The organism is Lysobacter sp. CFH 32150, from assembly GCF_022758295.1.
Lineage (GTDB): Bacteria > Pseudomonadota > Gammaproteobacteria > Xanthomonadales > Xanthomonadaceae > CFH-32150.
Map to the genome: position 1 here is coordinate 265,856 of NZ_JALDWJ010000004.1, position 17,738 is coordinate 283,593.

The following is a 17,738-nucleotide window of genomic DNA, read 5'->3' on the forward strand; positions in this document are numbered from 1 at the left end:
TGTTCCTGGAGTGATGCAATGAACCAAGTCCGCCATCGCGGCCCGATCGTCAGTTTCTTCGTCGGTCTCTGGGACGTGATGAATTTCACCCGCCGGCTGATCCTGAACCTGTTCTTCTTCGGCCTGGTGCTGCTCCTGCTCATCATCCTGTTCGCCAGCGGCGAGCGCGCCGCGATCCTGCCCGAACGCACCACCCTCGTGATCGCGCCCGAAGGCCGGCTGGTCGAGCAGTACACGAGCGACCCTGCGTTGCGCGCGCTGTCCGCCCTCGTCGGCGAGGAACGCGACCAGGAAGTACAGTTGCGCGACCTGTTGCGTGCGCTCGATGCCGCCAAGGACGACAAGCACATCGAACGCGTGTTCCTGCGCGTCGACCAGCTGCAACCGACCGGCTTCGCCTCGCTGCGTGAGGTCGCCGACGCGCTCGCCAAGCTGCGCGCCGCCGGCAAGCAGATCGTCGCCTTCGGCGAAGGCTTCGAGCAGGGCCAGTACCTGCTCGCCGCACAGGCGAACGAGGTCTACCTCGACCCGATGGGCGGCATGTTCCTCGAAGGCCTCGGCCGCTATCGCCAGTACTACCGCCAGGGCCTGCAGGAGAAACTCGGCGTCGACGTGCACCTGTTCAAGGTCGGCGAATACAAATCCGCCGCCGAGCCGTATGTGCTCGACGCAGCTTCGCCGCAGGCGAAGGAAGCCGACCTGTACTGGATGAACGACGTGTGGCAGCGCTTCCTCGGCGACATCGCCAAGGCGCGCAAGCTCACCCCGCAGCAACTCGCGGCCGGCATCGATACGCTGCCTGAAGGCATCGCCGCGGCGCAGGGCGACCTGGCGAAGTTCGCGCTGCAGCAGAAGCTGGTCGATGGCCTGAAGACGCAGGAAGACGTCGACAACCTGCTGATCGAACGCGGCGTCGCCGACGAGGATGCCGAGGGCGGCTTCCGTCAAATCGGATTCGATGACTATCTCAAGCACGTCGATAGCGGCCTCGTCGCCACGGATCCACGCCCGCAAGTCGCGGTCGTCGTCGCCGAAGGCGACATCAGCGGCGGCGAACAACCGCCCGGCAACGTCGGCGGCGTTTCCACCTCGGCCCTGCTGCGCGAAGCGCGCGACGACGAGCACGTGAAGGCGGTGGTGCTGCGCGTCGATTCGCCCGGCGGCGAAGTGTTCGCCTCGGAGCAGATCCGCCGCGAGATCGTCGCATTGAAGGAAGCCGGCAAGCCGGTGGTGGTGTCGATGGGTGATCTCGCCGCGTCCGGCGGTTACTGGATTGCGATGAATGCCGATCGCATCTACGCCGACCAGTCGACGATCACCGGTTCGATCGGCATCTTCGGCCTGATCCCGACGATCCCGCGCGCGCTCGACAAGATCGGCGTGCACAGCGATGGTGTCGGCACCACGCGCTTCGCCGGCGCGTTCGACATCACCCGTCCGCTCGATCCGGCAGTGGGCGACGTGATCCAGTCGGTGATCGACAAGGGGTATCGCGATTTCACCGGCAAGGTCGCGCAGGCGCGCAAGCAATCGATCGAGCAGATCGACGAAGTCGGACGCGGCCGCGTCTGGACCGGTGCGCAGGCGAAGGAGCGCGGTCTGGTCGACGCATTCGGTGGTATCCAAACGGCGATCAGCGATGCCGCCACTCGCGCCAAACTCGGCAAGCCCGATGCATGGCGCGTGCGTTACATCGAGAAATCGGCGACGCCGTTCGAGCGCCTGTTCGCTGGTTTCGTCGAAAGCCGCATCGGCGGTGCGTGGGTGCGTGATTCCGGTTTCGCGCGTGGCCTGTTGGCGCGCGCGCTGCCGCAAACGGAACACGACCTGCGCTTCCTCGAACGCGCGCTGACGCCGAGCCGCAATGCGCCGGTGAAGGCGCTGGCTTACTGCTTCTGCGGGTTCTGATGGGTGTCTCCTTCTCCCCGTGAAGCGGGGAGAAGGTGGCCCGAGGCGGCGCCTCGGGATCCAGCCCGCTCTTAGCTCTTGCCCTTCAAAAGACAAGGCATTCCACTGCTTCGCAGCGGGTCACTTTTCTTTGCTGGCCCAAAGAAAAGTAACCAAAAGAAATGGCCTCCTCGGCAAGAGCGCAGCGCGGAGGTCACGGAGATTTTTCGACTCGGCATCCTGCCTCGGTCGAAAAAAGGGGCACGTCCTGTGCGCCGCCCTCCGGGTTATGTACTGAATCGGCTCGTCATTGCAGGCAAGGGCTACTGCCCCGATGTCTGCGCATCGATCTCGGCTTTCTGCTGCTCTGCCGCGTCCAGCACCGTGTCTTCAACGGCCTTGGCCTTGTCGATCGGTGCCTGGATCGCGTCGCGCAACTCGGTGTGCGTTTCCACCGCGGCCTGCGGTTCTGGCGGACGCTCCTTTTCCGGCGGTTGCGGCTTGGAGCAGGCGGCGAGCGTGGTCAGTAGCAGTGCAATGAGCAGGGTTCGCGGCATCGCGGCAGCCTCGGTCGGGTCCGGCGCTATGCTAACGCCTCGTCGCATCGGCAAGGAGCAAGCATGGACCCCAAGCGCTGGCGGCTGGACGGACAACTGGCGCTGGTCACCGGCGGCAGTGCGGGCATCGGCCGCGCGATCGCGCGTGAGCTGCTCGGCTTCGGCGCCGACGTGCTGCTCGCCGCACGCGACGTCACGGCGCTGGAATCGGCGCGCGCGGAATTGATGGAGGACTTTCCCGACCGTGAGGTCAATGCCTTCGTTGCCGACGTCGCCGAGGACGAACAGCGGCGCGAACTGCTGGACTGGGTCGAGGACTTCGGCGAAGGCCTGCACATCCTGGTCAACAACGCCGGCGGCAACGCCACCAAGCCGGCCACCGAATACACCGAAGACGAATGGCGGCAGATCTTCGAGATCAACCTGTTCTCGGCATTCGAACTCTCGCGCTACGCCTATCCCATGCTCACCCGCCACGCCGCGTCGAGCATCGTCAACGTCGGCAGCGTCTCCGGCTACACCCATGTCCGCAGCGGTGCGCCCTACGGCATGAGCAAGGCGGCGATGCACCAGATGACCCGCAACCTCGCCGTCGAATGGGCCGAAGACGGCGTCCGCGTCAACGCCGTCGCCCCCTGGTACATCCGCACCCGCCGCACTTCCGACAAGCTCGCCGACCCCGACTACCTCGATGAAGTGCTGTTGCGCACGCCACTTGGGCGCATCGGCGAGCCGGAAGAAGTTGCCGCTGCGGTAGCGTTCCTGTGCTTGCCGGCGGCGAGTTACGTCACCGGGGAATGCATTGCGGTGGATGGTGGCTTCCTGCGATATGGGTTCTGACCAGAAAACGACACGGCTCCTGGTCGTCGCGGTCTTGCTGGTGTCCTGTGCCAGTGTCCTTGCTGCGCAACCTGCAACGTCGAACACGACGGATGCGCAATGCGTGCGTGGCGAACCGGAGCCGCAACTGACGGGTTCGACGCAGTTGCGTTCGCACGAATTCGTGCGGACCGGTGCGCTGGAATCAGTGGAAAGTGCCGTCCTGCGCAATGGCCTGGTGGTCACGATCAACCAATACGGTTGCGCGCATTTCGGCCTCGAGGTCGCGTTCGATGCCGCCGAGCGGCGCCGCGATGAATCCGTGCTACAGGCCGTTCTTCGATTAATGCAACACTTGTTGCGGGTGGCACCTGGTTTCTCGATCGGGCAACGCTTCCTCGATGTGAGTGCACAGGGTGCGCAAGCCACGGTCCCGATCGAATTCGTCGAAACCGAAGGCTACTCGTGGTTCGTCGTGGCTGCCGACAGTCGCGGCAGGCTGGTGGTGACATACGACGTTGCCCTGTAGCGCCTGGGTTCGCCTCGAACACGCGGCAGGCGCGACTGATTCGCACGGGAACGCGTTGCAATCGTCTCGCGCTTATTTGTTGCAGCTGCTCTCGGCGAGGATTTTCGCAAGGCGGTCGTATTCGGCCTTGCGCGGGCTGCCGTCGCCGGCACGGGCGTACTTCCAGCGGAATTCGGCTTCGTCGACGCGACCGCGCCAAGCCTGGCACAACGCGTCATCGACGATCGGCGTGCATTCGTCGGTGCGCATCTCGCAGGCTTCGCCAGCAGCCATGTCGGGGTTGCCGTCGAGGCCCGTGGTGGCGAGAGGGGCGCATCTCTCTTCCGGCTCTCCGTTCTCAGTGACGAAGACGTCCTCGTCCCACGTCTTGCACTGGAACAGTGCCGGTGGCGGCTCGCGTTCGGCTTCGGGCGTGGCGGCCGTCGGCAGCGGCGTGGTTTGGGGGCCGACCACCAGTTCGAAATTGCCGAGGATGGGCGGGGCTGCGGCTGGGGCTGGTTGTTCGCGTGCCGTCGGCGGCGGTGCAGTGGGCAGGACGCCGACATTGCGCGTCACTTGTTTCATGCCCGGACCACAGGGCTTGTTCTGCATCGTGACCGCCCCGGTGGCATCGGTGCAGCGGTAGATCACGGAGTCTTGCGCGTGCACTGCGGGGACGGCCGCCAGCAGCAAGGCGAGGGCGGCCAGGCCCAATGAAAACAGGGCATGACGCATCAATCGGTCCCGCAATCGTTGGCCAAGCGTGCATTGATACCGCGTTCCTCGACACGGAGCACGTCGCGCTCGGACGGCATCGCGTTGAAGAAGCGGCGGCGTATCGCGTCGCGGCGATCGACCATGCGATCGCAGACCTCCGCCTGAGGCAGGGCGTAGCAGGTATCGCGGATCCAGGTGCCCGCGCCATAGGCGGCGATCGGGTGCCTCGAGCCCGAGACCGTGTGGCTGCCGCCGCTGATGTCGACATGGTCGTTGCGGATGCGGAAGTCGACACCCGCTTCCTGGCGTGGAAAGACGGGATAGACCGGGTAGCCGAGCGTCCAGAGCGGCACCCAGCGCGGATTGCCCTCGGCGTTTTCGCTGGTGTAGCGATCGCCATCGGGCGTGGTGCATTCGTACAACGGCCGCGGCGGATAGGCGACGACGACGCGCGGTGGCTGGGGATAGTCGTCCCGGGCCGGTGGCGGCGGTGGTGCAGGCGGGCGTGGCGCGGCGTCCTTGGGGCGCACCATCGTCCGTGTCTCCTGCTGCTCGCCCTTCAGGCAGGGTGTATCGCGCAGCGCGACCTTGCCGCGCGCATCGACGCAGCGGTAGATGGTGACGTCGGCCGCCGGCACCGGCCGCGACACGGCGGCGAGCAGCAGGAGCGCGATAGCAAGGGTGCGGGCCATGCGCGCATCTTGCGCGCGTCGCGTGCTGTCGCAAAGCGGGTGGCAGCCGAAGACGGTGCCGGCTTTCAGCACCGTTCATGCATCGGCCGCCCCGGGTTCACTTTGCCCGCGTGTACTCGATTTCCATGGTCTTGGCTTCCTTGCCGTCGCGGGTTTCGTGCATCTCGAAGACGTGGTGATCGTTGTCGACGATGCGCAGTACCTCCCGCACCGGAATCTTCGCGCCACCCTTGCCGGCGTCGGCCATCTCGCCGGTGAGGATGTAGGTCTTGGTGGCCGGATCGTAGTCGCCGTGGGCGACGAACATGCCGGTCGAGGCGTCGTCCATCCAACTGCTGTAGTACTTGCCGGTGACGTTGTCGTAGCCGGTGTAGCCCACGCCTTCGAACGGTTTGCCCATCCACTGGCTGTGGAATTCCGAACGCAGGTGGCGGCCGCCCAACACGAGCGTGTTGGTGGCGGTCCCGGTTTCGGTCATGGGCTTGCCCTTCGGGTCCATCCACATCGATTGCTTGGTGGTCCAGTTGCCGGCCATGGTTTCGAGTTGCTTGTGCTGTTCGCCGGGTTGGCCGGCTTTTTCCCAGGCATCCATCATCGCCTTCTGCTCGGGGGTCATCGCCGGTGGCGCGGCATCCTGCTTCGTCTCTTGTGCGGCCAATGGCAGGGCCAGGGCCAGGGCCAGCGTCAATCCGCAGAGATGGGACATCTTCATGGCAGCCTCCTCGAAGGAATCCGGATGCCGCGGGAAGCTACGGTCGCGCGCGTGAAGCGCACGTGGGCATCAGCCGCGCAACTGGGCGCCAGTGCGGGCGTCGTGGATCGCGGTCGGTGCGGCAAGGCCGTCAGTGTCGCCGGCGACGAGGCCGTCGAGTTGCGCGAGCAGGGCGGGGTCGAGCTGTTCGCGCGCGAACGCTGGCGGTTGGCCGCTGGCATTGGCACTGGTCGACACCAGCGGGCCCACGAAGGCTGTGCACAACCCGACCACGACCGGGTGTGCGCTGACGCGTACGGCGACACCGCGGTGCAGGCCGGTGATCCATGCCGGCACGCGCGCGGTCGCCGGCACGATCCAGGTGTGCGGACCGGGCCAGCTCGCGTATACGGCTTCGCGGCGGTCGGTGGGCAGCAGGTCCCAGTCGAGCAGGCCGTCGAAGTGTTCGAGCGTACCCGCGATCAGGATCAGGCCCTTGTCGACGGGGCGCTGCTTGATGGCCAGCAGGCGGGTCACCGCGGCTTCATCGAATGGATCGCAGCCGAGGCCCCACACAGCTTCGGTGGGGTAGGCGATGACGCCGCCGCGATGGAGCTGCTCGGCGGCTTCGGGGATGGTCAGCGGCGTGGACATGTCCGCATGGAATCAGAACGGCGCGTCGTCGGCGCCGACACGTGCCGTTTTCCTGGCGACTTTCTTCGTTGCCTTCTTCGCCACTTTCTTCACGGCCTTCTTCGCCGTTTTCTTGGTGGCTTTCTTGGCGGGCTTTTTATCCGTCGCGGCGGCCTTCTTGGCGACCTTCACCGCCGGCTCCTTCTTCGCCGCGGCTTTCTTGCCGAAGCGACCGCGCATCGGCTTGCCAGTCTTCTCCATCAACTCCTGCGCTTCTTCCAGCGTCAGCGAAGCAGGTTCGCGATCCTTGGGGATGCGGCCGTTGAGTTTGCCGTCGCTGAGATACGGGCCGAAGCGGCCGTTGAGCACCTGGATGTCACTACCGGGGAATTCCTTGATGATGCGATTGCGCGCGATCTCTTCCTTCTCTTCGATCAGGAACACCGCACGAGCCAGGTCGATCGTGTACGGATCGTCTTCCTTCTTCAGCGAGGCGTAGACGCTGCCACGCTTGGCGAACGGGCCGAAGCGACCGATGCCGACGCTGACTTCATGATCATCGTGCGTGCCGAGCTTGCGCGGTAGCTTGAACAGCTCCAGCGCATCGGCGAGCGCGATGGTGTGCATGCTCTGGCCGGGACGCAGCGAGGCGAAGGTGGGTTTGTCCTCGTCATCGGCGGTGCCGATCTGTGCATACGGGCCATAGCGGCCCAGGCGCACGCTGACCGGCTTGCCCGACTTCGGGTCGGTGCCGAGCTCACGCGCGCCGGTGGCTTCGCTGCGTTCGACCGATTCGGTTTTTTCGTCGACCAGTTGTTTGAACGGGCCCCAGAATTTTTCCATCAACGGCACCCAGTCTTCCTCGCCGCGCGACACCGCGTCGAGTTCGTCTTCCAACTTCGCGGTGAAGTCGTAATCGACGTACCGGGTGAAGTGACCGCTGAGGAAGTTCGACACCGCGCGGCCGACATCGGTCGGACGGAAGCTGCGGCTTTCCATCTCGACGTACTTGCGGAACAGCAGGGTCTGGATGATCGATGCGTACGTCGAGGGCCGGCCGATGCCGTATTCCTCCAGCGCCTTGACCAGCGCCGCTTCGGTGAAGCGCGGCGGCGGCTGGGTGAAGTGCTGGTCGGCGTGGATGCGGTCGAGCGGTACGCGCTCGCCGGGTTTCATCGCCGGCAGCTTGCGGCCTTCGTCCTCGTCCTCGGTGTCCTTGGTGTCCTTGCCTTCTTCGTATACGGCGAGGAACCCGGGATCGATCACGGTGGTGCCGGATGCGCGGAAGCTGTGCTCGCTGCCCGCCGCGAGGTCGACGCTGACGGTGTTGAGCGTGGCCGGCACCATCTGCGAGGCGACGGCGCGCTTCCAGATCAGTTCGTACAGACGGCGTTCGTCGTCGGACAGGAAGCGTCCCACCTGGGTGGGCGTACGCAGTGCCGAAGTTGGGCGCACCGCTTCGTGCGCTTCCTGCGCGTTCTTCGATTTCGTCTGATAGACGTTGGGCTTGTCCGGCAGGGCGCGCGTGCCGAAATCGCGCGCGATCACGTCGCGCAATTCGCTCAGCGCTTCCGCGGACAGGTTCACCGAGTCGGTACGCATATAGCTGATGAGGCCGACGGTGCCTTCCTCGCCGATCGCTACGCCTTCATATAGTTTTTGCGCGACCTGCATGGTGCGCTTGGTGGTGAACCCGAGCTTGCGCGAGGCTTCCTGCTGCAACGTGGACGTGGTGAACGGCGGCGACGGACGACGCTTGCGTTCCTTGCTGGCGACATCGGTGACGTGCAGCGCGCCGTTGGCGGCACGGATGATGCGCGCGCGCGCGGCTTCTGCGGTATCGCCATCGGTGACGGTGAATTGCTCGAACTTCTTGCCGTCGAGCTTGGTGAGCTTCGCGGTGAACGATTGCGACGGGTGCGCGCATTCGGCTTCGATCGACCAGTACTCGCGTGCGATGAAGGCTTCGATCTCCTCCTCGCGCTCGACGATCATGCGCAGGGCCGGCGACTGCACGCGGCCGGCAGACAGGCCACGTTGCACCTTGCGCCATAGGACCGGAGAGAGGTTGAAGCCGACGAGGTAGTCGAGCGCGCGGCGCGCCTGTTGCGCGTCGACCAGCGGCGTGGCGATGTCGCGCGGCTGGCTCATCGCTTCCTTGATCGCGCGCGGGGTGATCTCGGTGAACACCACGCGTTGCAGCGTCTTGCCCTTGAGCAGGCCGCGCTCCTTGAGGATCTCGGCGATGTGCCAGCTGATCGCCTCGCCTTCACGGTCCGGGTCGGTCGCCAGGAAGAGTGCGTCGGCGGACTTGGCGGCCTTGGCGATGGCGTCGACGTGTTTCTCGTTCTTGTCGATCAGGTCGTAGCGCATGGCGAAACCGTTGTCCGGATCGACCGCACCTTCTTTCGGGACCAGATCGCGGACATGGCCATAGGAGGCGAGGACGGTGAAGTCCTTGCCAAGGTATTTGTTGATCGTCTTGGCCTTGGCGGGCGACTCGACGATGAGGAGGTTCTTGGCCATACGCGGCAGAGAGTCCAAGTTGAAGCGGGAGCGCGCCATATCGGCAACGCCAAAGGACGCTGGAGAAGGCAACGCCCGGGGCCGGGGCCACGGGCGTTGGAAGTGTTTCCTTATTTAGTGGTGTCACGCCGTGGCCGCGGCTGTCAAGCGCGGGCTGGCTTTCGCTCCCTCCCCTGCGAAGGCAGGGGAGGGTTGGGGAGGGGTTGTGTGGTGATTCGAATAGCTCGGCGCTGCGCGCCTCGCCACCCCTCCCAACCTCCCCCTGCAAGCAGGGGGAGGAGTCAATCAGTGCACCGGTTCCGGCTCGTCCAGGAACATCTGGGTTTCCATCCACGCGTAGGCCGCTTCCGAGCCCGGCTGGTTGAACAGCACCAGCAGCACGACCCACTTCAGGTCGTCGAGGTCGAGTTCGTCCTGATCCAGCGCCAGCGCGCGGTCCAGGACCAGTTCGCGCTGGTCGGTGTCGAGGATGCCCTGTTGTTCGAGGAACAGCAGGAAACCGCGGCATTCCACGTCGAGTTTGTCCAGTTCCGGACCATGGAAAACCCGGGTCGGGCCGCCGACGCGCGGGGTTGCCGCTTCCGGCCGCTGTTCGGCGAGGGCATCGAGCCAGTCGAAAGCCTTGTGGATTTCAGCGGGGCTGAAGCCGGCCTCGGTCAGTTCGTTGAACAGCGGGCCGCTTTGGAGGGAGTCGCGATCCCCAACCGGTGGGACGGCGTCATTGGTGAAGTAGTGTTCGAACAGGTACAGCAGGACGTCCAGAATGCTCTCTTTCATTTCCCTCGGCCTGCACCGCGGTGGTGCTGTAGAGGATCAGGATAACTTGCGGGTGTAGCGGCCGTGCTGAACAACCACGCGGCCCTCAAGCTCCATGACCAGCAGCATGGAGGACAGTTCGGCGGCCGTCAATCCGGTCCGCGCGACCAGTCGATCCATACCGGTAGGGTCGTGGCCAAGTGCCTGCCACAAGCGCTGGTAGTCAGGGTCGACCCAATCCAGCCCGTCGGCTGAAGGGGCGGCAACGGCTATCGAGGGTGAGTTGGGGGCCGTCAGTCGCCCACGCAAGGCTTCGGCCAGCTCTGCCGCCAGCGGCGCGAGGGCCACGACCACTTCCGGTGCACTTTCGACCAGCCCAGCGCCTTCGCGGATCAGCCGGTGGCAGCCATGCGCCATGGGGTTGTGGATCGAGCCGGGCACGGCGAAGACCTCGCGCCCGGCCTCGGCGGCTTGGCGGGCGGTGATCAGCGCGCCCGAGCGTTCGGCGGCTTCGATGACGAGGGTGCCGAGGCTGAGGCCGGCGAGGATGCGGTTGCGGCTGGGGAAATGCTCCTTGCGCGGCCCAGTGCCGGGCGGGTGCTCGCTTACCACTGCGCCCTGTCCGGGGATTCGTGCCATCAAGCGGGCATTGCTACGCGGGAAGGCCACATCGGGGCCCGTACCGAGCACGGCGACCGTCAGCCCGCCCGCAGCGAGTGCGCCTTCGTGTGCCGCGGTATCGATGCCTGCGGCCAGGCCGCTGGCTACGCACAAACCGGATTCGGCGAAGGCGTGGGCAAAGTCGTAGGCATTGTCGCGACCGCCGGCGGTGGGTGAGCGGCTGCCGACCAGCGCCAGCGTCGGATGCCAGAGCAGGGACGGGTTGCCAGCGACGAACAGCGCCAATGGCGGGCTGGCGATGCGGCGCAGGAGCGGCGGATAGTCGGGTTCGTGCCAGCCGAGCAGGTGATGGCCAGGTTCGCCGAGCCAGTCGCGACAACGCGCCAACACAGTGGGGTCCGGGGCTTCCAGCGTGCGGATCTGATCGTCGTCGAGGCCGTGGGTGCGCCAGTTCTTCACGCCTGCCGCGAGCGCATCCTGCGGCGTGCCATGGGTATCGAGCAGGCGCCGGCGTGCGGCCACGCTGCCGCCGGTGAGGATGAGATGCAGGAGGGCTGCATTCGTGTTGTCGCGTTGTGTGTCGTCTTGCATCGACACAGGCTGGGACAGAAACAGCGACGGCGCCCTCGGGCGCCGTCGCATTGTTGCGTCAGGTTTTTCCGGTGCTCAGTACGGCGCGTCCGGATGCTTGAGCTCGTAGCCGATGCGCGAAGGCTTGATGCTCTCCATCACCAGGCCATAGCTGACCTTGTCGAAGGTGCGGAACACCATCACGTGGCCGGCGAACTCGTCGGGCAGGCGCAGCGTCTGGCTCTTGGAGAAGAGGTCAGGGCTACGGTTGGTGCCATATTTCACGCGATCGGGGACTTCGCTGCCGACGCGCCAGATCGAGAAGACGGTGCCATTATCGACACCTTCGCGGGAACCGACCGACAACGCGACCACGTCACGTGGACCGCCGAAGGCAACCTGGTCGGCGACGCCGACGATGCGGGCGCGGCCGTAATCAAGCTGCTGCTTGGGCGGATGCGGGAAGAACTGCAGGTCATAGGGCTGGGCTTCGACAGCGATCAGGCGGTCGCCGACGCGAACCTCGCGGCCCTCGTCGTCGATGACCAGCGTGCTGGCCTCGATGCCGCCGACTTCGCCACGGCTGATGGTGCCGGTAGTCAACTGCACCAGTTCGTAGCCAAGCACTTCGCTGTTGTCGCCGGCCAGCGCCACGCTGGTCCAGTAGTTGGCGGAGTCGAGAGTACGACGACCGCGGAAATCCAGGTCGTCCTTGCCGAAGATGTCGCAGCAGTTGACGCGGTCGAGGCGGGTAAAGCGCACCGAGGGACGCACGATCGCGTAGCGCTGGCCGGCGGGCGCATCCGCCACACCCTTGACGTAGGCCACCTGGCCCTTAGCGCTGAGCAGGCGGTCTTCCTCGAGGCCGACCACGTAGGGCAGCTGCTCGAACTGGTCGACTACGCGCAGGTTCTTCAGGAACGGCTCGATTTCCGACAGCGGCACGCCGGTGACCGGTGCTTCCTGGCGCGGGCCTTCCTGCACCGCGACGCGGTTGAGGTAAGCCAGTGAGATGATGTCGCCCGGGTAGATCAGGTGCGGGTTCTGGATCTGCGGGTTGGCCTGCCAGATCTCCGGCCACAGCCACGGCCGCTTGAGGAACCGTCCGGCGATGTCCCACAAGGTGTCGCCCCGCTTCACCACGTAGGTGTCCGGGTGGTCGCCGCGCATTTCGACAGCGGCGGCATAAGTGGCGACGGTCAATAGCGCGACGGCGCAAGCCGTCCGCATCGTATGAGTGACACGCATCCAAGAATTGCGCTCAAGCATGGCGGCCATGTATCCGCTCCCCTTCAAGAATTTCCCCTTGCAGCCGGGCCACTATAGCCCACAAACGACGAGCCATTGCAAGCACTCGGCGTTACAATCCCACTACCACTTGTGCCTGTGACCGGCACCCCTATTTCTATCGATATGGCCCTGCTCCCCATCCTCGAATTCCCCGATCCGCGCCTGCGCACCAAGGCAGCCCCGGTGGACCCGGCACGGCTGGCTGACCCTGCGTTCCAGCAGCTGTTCGACGACATGTTCGAGACCATGTACGCCGCACCGGGCATCGGCCTGGCTGCGAGTCAAGTCGACGTGCACCAGCGTTTCATGGTGATAGACGTGACCGAGGAGAAGAACCGGCCTCTGGTTTTCGTGAACCCGGTCATCACGGCCCGTGATGGCGAGCAGGTCTACCAGGAAGGTTGTCTGTCGGTGCCCGGCATCTTCGCCGATGTCACCCGCGCCAACGAGATCACGGTACAGGCGCTGGACCGTCATGGACAGGCATTCGAGCTGCATGTCGACGGCCTGCTGGCGGTATGCATTCAGCATGAGATGGACCATCTCGAGGGCAAGCTGTTCGTGGACTACCTGTCGCCGCTGAAGCGCGAGATGGTGCGCAAGAAGCTGGTGAAGCAGCGCCGCGCCGCCGACGCGGCGTAGAGCGAATGACCCTTCGGATTGTTTTCGCCGGCACGCCGGACTTCGCCGTGCCGTCGTTGCGCGCGGCTGCGCAGCGCAATGAAGTCGTCGCCGTATACACGCAACCCGATCGCCCGGCCGGGCGCGGACGCGGGCTGACTGCATCGCCGGTCAAGCTGGAGGCGTTGCAGCGCGGGATCGAGGTGCTGCAACCGGAGTCGTTGAAGTCCGAGTTGTCGCGCGATGCACTGCGTGCGCTCAAACCCGACCTGATGATCGTGGTCGCCTACGGTCTGATCCTGCCGCAACGCATCCTCGACATTCCGCGCCATGGCTGCTGGAACGTGCATGCCTCGCTGCTCCCGCGCTGGCGCGGTGCCGCACCGATCCAGCGGGCAATCGAAGCTGGCGATACCGAAACCGGCGTGTGTCTGATGCAGATGGAAAAGGGCCTCGACACCGGCCCGGTGCTGCTCGAGCAACGCATCGCTATCGGCGAACACGAAACCGGCGGCCAGCTGCACGACCGCCTCGCTGCACTCGGCGCACAGGTGCTGGCCGATGGCCTCGGCCTGCTGCGCGCCGGCATTCGTCCGGTCGCGAAGCCGCAACCGGCCGAAGGCGCGACCTACGCGCACAAGCTCGACAAGGCCGAGGCGAAACTCGACTGGTCGCAACCAGCCGAGATGCTGGCGCGCAAGGTGCGTGCATTCAACCCGTGGCCGGTGACCGAAGCCGAAGTCGCGGGCGAGCGCCTGCGCATCCACGGCGCCGTGGCATTGCCGCTCGCACATCGCGCGGCGCCAGGAACGCTGCTGCTGGCCAGCCGCGACGGCCTCGACATTGCCTGTGGTGAAGGCGCGCTACGCATCCGCGTGCTGCAGCGCGAAGGCGGCAAGGCGATCACCGCCGCCGACTACCTCAACGCGCGCCGCGACTTGCAGCACACCGGGTTGAACCACACATGAGCGGAACCGCCACGCGCGTCGCAGCCGCACAAGTGCTCGACGCCGTGCTCCACCGCGGGCGTTCGCTCAAGGCCGAACTTGCCAACGCGTTGCCGAAGTTCTCCGATCCGCGCGATCGCGCACTGGTCGAGGCCATCTGCTTCGCCGCGCTGCGCCAGCGTGCGCGTTATGACGCTGCGCTCTCGAACTGGATGCCGAAGCCACTGGGCCGGCGCGATGGTGAGTTGCGCGCCTTGTTGTATGCCGGGTTTGCGCAACTCGATGCCCTGGGCCTGCCGGCGCATGCCGCGGTCGCGGAAACCGTCGAGGCAACGCGCGCCCTGCATCGAACCCACCAGGCCGGATTGGTCAACGCCTTGTTGCGCCGCGCAGTACGCGACGGTCTGCCGCAGGGCGACGCCGCGTCGACCTGGCCGGACTGGTTGCTCGCGCAGCTGCGCCGCGACTGGCCGGATGACATCGAAGCCATCCTCAAGGCCAGCGCCGAAGCGGGGCCGCTATGGCTGCGCGTGAATCGCCAGCGCAGCACGCGCGCATCCACCGGTGAGCGCCTGCATGCCAGCGGCATCGAAGCGCATGCGCCCGAGACGCTTGCGGATGCGTTGCGCGTCGACACGCCGGTGCCGGTGTCCGCACTGCCCGGATTCGCCGATGGCGAAGTGTCGGTGCAGGACGCCAGCGCGCAACTGGTGGCCGATGCCCTCGCACCCATCGCCGGGACACGCGTGCTCGACGCCTGTGCCGCGCCGGGTGGCAAGGCCGCGCATCTGCTGGAACGCGATCCGTCGCTGCGGCTGACGGCGCTCGATGTCGATGCCGCCCGCCTGCAACGCGTGCGCGCGACGTTCACCCGCCTGGCACTCGGGCGCGATGCACAGCTGCAGGTCGTCGACGCGGCCGATGCGGCCACGTGGTGGGATGGCGTCCCGTTCGACGCGATCTTGCTCGATGCGCCGTGCTCGGCCACCGGCATCGTGCGCCGGCAACCCGATGTGCTGCTGCATCGGCGCGAAAGTGATATCGCTGCACTCGTTGCGACGCAGGCGCGCCTGCTCGACGGCTTGTGGCCGGCGCTCGCACCCGGTGGCGTGCTGCTGTACGCGACCTGTTCGATCCTGGCCGATGAAAATGCGCGCCAGATCGATGCCTTCCTCGCCCGCACGCCGGATGCACGTGCCGACCCGCTCGACGAACGTTTCGGACGCGAAATCCCGTTCAAGAATGGCGGGGTCGGTCGGCAGCGACTGCCCGGCGAAGATGGCATGGATGGCTTCTTCTACGCGCGATTGCGAAAGCAGAGCTGAGCTGCCTTCTGTGGGAGCGACTTAAGTCGCGATCGGACAATCCGCATCGCGACTTAAGTCGCTCCCACACATACGACCGCTATGATGCGCAACCGATGACGCTGACCATCGACCAACGCCGCCAGCTGTATTGGTTCTTCGCGATCGCCTTCGTCGTGCTCGCCGCGGGCATTGGCCTGCGCGAACCCTGGCCCGCGGACGAGCCGCGCTTCGCCCTCGTCGCCAAGCAGATGTGGGAATCGGGCGACTGGCTGTTCCCGCATCGCGGCCGTGAGCTGTATCCGGACAAGCCGCCGCTGTATTTCTGGTTGCTCGGCGCGGCGTATGCGGTCGTGCGAAATTGGACCTGGGCCTTCCTGTTGCCGTCGCTGCTGGCGGCGCTCGGCACGCTGTTCCTGACTTACGACCTCGGTCGTCGCCTGTGGTCGCACTGGGCCGGGTTGTGGGCCGCGGTCGCGGTGCTCGCGGCACTGCAGTTCATCTATCAGGCCAAGCGCGCGCAGATCGATCCGACGGTGACGTTCTTCATCACGCTCGGCGTGTACGGCATCCTGCGACACACGCTGCTCGGGCCGCAGTGGCGCTGGTACTGGCTCGGCTGTTTCGCCGCCGGGTTGGGCGTGATCAGCAAAGGCGTCGGTTTCCTGGCGTTGCTCGCAATGATTCCTTACGGATTGATGCAATGGCGACGCTGGCCGGGATTGACGTCGCCCGGCGCGGGCCATGCTGGGCATTGGGCGCTAGGCGCGCTCGCCTTCATCGGTGCGATCGCGTTGTGGTTCGTGCCGATGGTGATCAGTGCGTTGACCAGCGGCGATCCCGAGCAACGAGCCTATCTCGACGAACTGCTGTTCCGTCAGACCGCGACGCGCTACACCAATGCGTGGCATCACACCCAGCCGCCCTGGTACTTCCTCGGCGTGATCGCCGGTTTCTGGCTGCCGTTCTCGCTGGCGTTGCCGTGGTTGCTGCCGCGCTGGCGCGATGCGTTGCGAGCACGCGATGCGAAGGTCTGGTTGCCGCTGGGATGGGCGCTGCTGGTGCTGCTGTTCTTCAGCGCCAGCCCGGGCAAGCGCGACATGTACATCCTGCCCATGCTGCCGATGGTGGCACTCGCGGCGGCGCCGTATCTCGAGGCGATTGCCGCATCGAAACGTTTCCGTGCACTGCTATTGGCACTGGCTGCGCTACTCGGCGCGGCGTTGCTCGGCGCCGGCATGGCTGCGCTGTTGGGTGATCCGCGTTTCGAACTGAAGATCGAAGCCGAGCGCGGCCTGATGCCAGGCACGGATCAGCCATGGTGGCTGTTGAGCGGCGTCGGCGCCGCGATGTTGCTTGCCTTGCTTGCGCTGCGACGACATCCGCTGCACGCAGCGGCGACTGCACTGGTGACCCTGGTGGTCGCGCTGTTCAGCGGAACCGCGTTGCTGCTCGATGCTGAGAACTCGGCAGCGGCGGTGATGGCGCGCGCACGTGTGTTGGCCGGCGACGCCGAGATCGGGCTGGTCGCTTGGAAGGAGCAGAACCTGCTGCAGGCGCAAGGGCCGACGACGGAGTTCGGCTTCAAACGCACGCCCGAAGCGCAATTCGCGGACGGCGCGGCCTGGCTGCGCGCGGCGTCGCAGTCGCGGCGGCTGTTCGTGCTCGATGAGGCGATGGAAGACTGTGTCGTGCGTGATCGCGCCCAGTTGGTCGGGACCGCGAACCGGCGCAAGTGGTATCTGCTGGACGCCAGCGCGATCGCGGCGTGCTCAAGCCAGTGAACTAGGTCGCGCGACCTGCGAGCAAGTCGTATTTGAGCTTGGCGTACCGTGCATGCAGCAGGTGGAAACGCCAACCGGCGCTGCCATCGATCAGGCCGCCGCGGACGACCAGGTTTTTCAGCAGATACGCAAACGCAGCCAGCAGGCCGCGGCCGACGAACGCGCTGCGTCCGCGCTCGCGTTGTTCGCTCGCCCACAGCTGCGCGTAGCCTTGCAGCTTGCGCCAGTACTCTTCCGCATCGCGCGCGGTGTCGTGCTCCAGCACGACGTCCGACGTTTCCACCTTGTTGCCAGCGACGTCGAGGTATTCGTGTACGGCTTTCAAACCGTGGCGCAGATGGGGGCGGAACAGGCGATGCACCGGCTCGCGCGCGAAGCTGCCGGCGCGCATCGCGTGCCCAAGGAAATGGGTGCGGCGCAGCAGCAGCCACACGTCGGCCTGCTCCACATTCGCATGTCCAACGTCGCCGGAGCCGGAGAACAAGGCGCGCAACGCGTCCTGTGCCGGTGGTTCGAGCCATTCGTCGGCGTCGAGCAGGATCACCCACGGCTGCGCAGCCATGGCGATCACGGCGTTCTTCTGCGCGGCGAAACCGCGCCAATCCTGGTGCTCGACGCGCGCGCCGAGGCCGCGCGCGATCGTCACGGTGTCATCGTTGGACCCGGAGTCGAGCACGATCACCTCGCGGCACACCGGCAGCAGCGAACCGATGCAGCGGGCGATGCGGTCGGCTTCGTTCTTGGTGATGACGACGCCGGACAGGGGCAAGGTCGATGGCGCGGATGATGAAGGCATGGGCGGCGATTGTAGACTG

At 65.9% G+C, this 17,738-nt stretch carries 17 protein-coding genes; 7 read left to right on the forward strand and 10 right to left on the reverse strand.

The window, feature by feature from the left end; genetic code table 11:
- Positions 1-18: 18 nt before the first annotated feature.
- The gene (gene sppA / locus MO486_RS09305; protein WP_242906589.1) at positions 19-1,908 is read left to right on the forward strand and encodes a signal peptide peptidase SppA; all 1,890 of its coding nucleotides are present in this window, start codon (positions 19-21) and stop codon (positions 1,906-1,908) included.
- Between the two features lie 302 nt (positions 1,909-2,210).
- Here sppA and MO486_RS09310 read toward each other — a convergent pair whose 3' ends face one another.
- Positions 2,211-2,444, reverse strand: a complete 234-nt coding sequence (locus tag MO486_RS09310) for a hypothetical protein (RefSeq protein WP_242906590.1) — start codon at positions 2,442-2,444, stop codon at positions 2,211-2,213.
- A 63-nt stretch (positions 2,445-2,507) separates the two neighbouring features.
- On the opposite strand from MO486_RS09310, the gene MO486_RS09315 reads away from it, so the two are divergent.
- Together MO486_RS09315 and MO486_RS09320 are read left to right on the forward strand one after the other, a co-directional pair.
- Complete coding sequence (locus MO486_RS09315; RefSeq protein WP_242906591.1) at positions 2,508-3,284, forward strand: SDR family oxidoreductase; 777 nt, start codon at positions 2,508-2,510, stop codon at positions 3,282-3,284.
- Entirely contained in the window at positions 3,274-3,792 is a 519-nt protein-coding gene (locus tag MO486_RS09320) for a hypothetical protein (RefSeq protein ID WP_242906592.1), read from the forward strand. Before MO486_RS09315 ends, MO486_RS09320 begins: the two co-directional genes overlap by 11 nt.
- Positions 3,793-3,864: 72 nt before the next feature.
- On the opposite strand, the gene MO486_RS09325 is transcribed toward MO486_RS09320, so the two are convergent.
- From MO486_RS09325 to MO486_RS09360, 8 genes are all read right to left on the reverse strand, one after another.
- Positions 3,865-4,506 (reverse strand): DUF4124 domain-containing protein, encoded by a 642-nt coding sequence (locus tag MO486_RS09325; RefSeq protein WP_242906593.1) that lies wholly within the window; start codon positions 4,504-4,506, stop codon positions 3,865-3,867.
- The gene (locus tag MO486_RS09330; RefSeq protein WP_242906594.1) at positions 4,506-5,180 is read right to left on the reverse strand and encodes a DUF4124 domain-containing protein; all 675 of its coding nucleotides are present in this window, start codon (positions 5,178-5,180) and stop codon (positions 4,506-4,508) included. The genes MO486_RS09325 and MO486_RS09330 overlap by 1 nt, the downstream gene beginning before the upstream one ends.
- A 97-nt stretch (positions 5,181-5,277) precedes the next feature.
- Positions 5,278-5,892 (reverse strand): DUF1579 domain-containing protein, encoded by a 615-nt coding sequence (locus MO486_RS09335; protein ID WP_242906595.1) that lies wholly within the window; start codon positions 5,890-5,892, stop codon positions 5,278-5,280.
- Between the two features lie 69 nt (positions 5,893-5,961).
- A complete protein-coding gene (locus MO486_RS09340) occupies positions 5,962-6,525 on the reverse strand; it encodes a Sua5/YciO/YrdC/YwlC family protein (RefSeq protein ID WP_242906596.1) in 564 nt (187 codons plus the stop codon).
- Between the two features lie 12 nt (positions 6,526-6,537).
- A complete protein-coding gene (locus MO486_RS09345; RefSeq protein WP_242906598.1) occupies positions 6,538-9,030 on the reverse strand; it encodes a DNA topoisomerase I in 2,493 nt (830 codons plus the stop codon).
- A 285-nt stretch (positions 9,031-9,315) separates the two neighbouring features.
- Positions 9,316-9,807, reverse strand: coding sequence for a DUF494 family protein (locus tag MO486_RS09350; protein WP_242906600.1), 492 nt, complete (start codon positions 9,805-9,807; stop codon positions 9,316-9,318).
- A gap of 36 nt (positions 9,808-9,843) precedes the next feature.
- The gene (gene dprA / locus MO486_RS09355) at positions 9,844-10,998 is read right to left on the reverse strand and encodes a DNA-processing protein DprA (RefSeq protein WP_242906602.1); all 1,155 of its coding nucleotides are present in this window, start codon (positions 10,996-10,998) and stop codon (positions 9,844-9,846) included.
- 75 nt (positions 10,999-11,073) lie between these two features.
- Positions 11,074-12,225 (reverse strand): LysM domain-containing protein, encoded by a 1,152-nt coding sequence (locus MO486_RS09360; protein ID WP_242906604.1) that lies wholly within the window; start codon positions 12,223-12,225, stop codon positions 11,074-11,076.
- Positions 12,226-12,390: 165 nt separating this feature from the next.
- Here MO486_RS09360 and def point away from each other — a divergent pair, with 165 nt between their 5' ends.
- The 4 genes from def to MO486_RS09380 all read left to right on the forward strand — a co-directional run bounded on the left by def (position 12,391) and on the right by MO486_RS09380 (position 16,923).
- Complete coding sequence (gene def, locus MO486_RS09365) at positions 12,391-12,909, forward strand: peptide deformylase (protein WP_242906721.1); 519 nt, start codon at positions 12,391-12,393, stop codon at positions 12,907-12,909.
- Positions 12,910-12,914: 5 nt separating this feature from the next.
- Positions 12,915-13,856 (forward strand): methionyl-tRNA formyltransferase, encoded by a 942-nt coding sequence (gene fmt / locus MO486_RS09370; RefSeq protein ID WP_242906606.1) that lies wholly within the window; start codon positions 12,915-12,917, stop codon positions 13,854-13,856.
- Positions 13,853-15,160 (forward strand): 16S rRNA (cytosine(967)-C(5))-methyltransferase RsmB, encoded by a 1,308-nt coding sequence (gene rsmB, locus MO486_RS09375; protein ID WP_242906608.1) that lies wholly within the window; start codon positions 13,853-13,855, stop codon positions 15,158-15,160. Before fmt ends, rsmB begins: the two co-directional genes overlap by 4 nt.
- 95 nt (positions 15,161-15,255) lie before the next feature.
- Entirely contained in the window at positions 15,256-16,923 is a 1,668-nt protein-coding gene (locus MO486_RS09380) for a glycosyltransferase family 39 protein (RefSeq protein WP_242906610.1), read from the forward strand.
- Position 16,924: 1 nt separating this feature from the next.
- On the opposite strand, the gene MO486_RS09385 is transcribed toward MO486_RS09380, so the two are convergent.
- Complete coding sequence (locus tag MO486_RS09385) at positions 16,925-17,719, reverse strand: glycosyltransferase family 2 protein (RefSeq protein ID WP_242906612.1); 795 nt, start codon at positions 17,717-17,719, stop codon at positions 16,925-16,927.
- Positions 17,720-17,738: the final 19 nt, after the last annotated feature.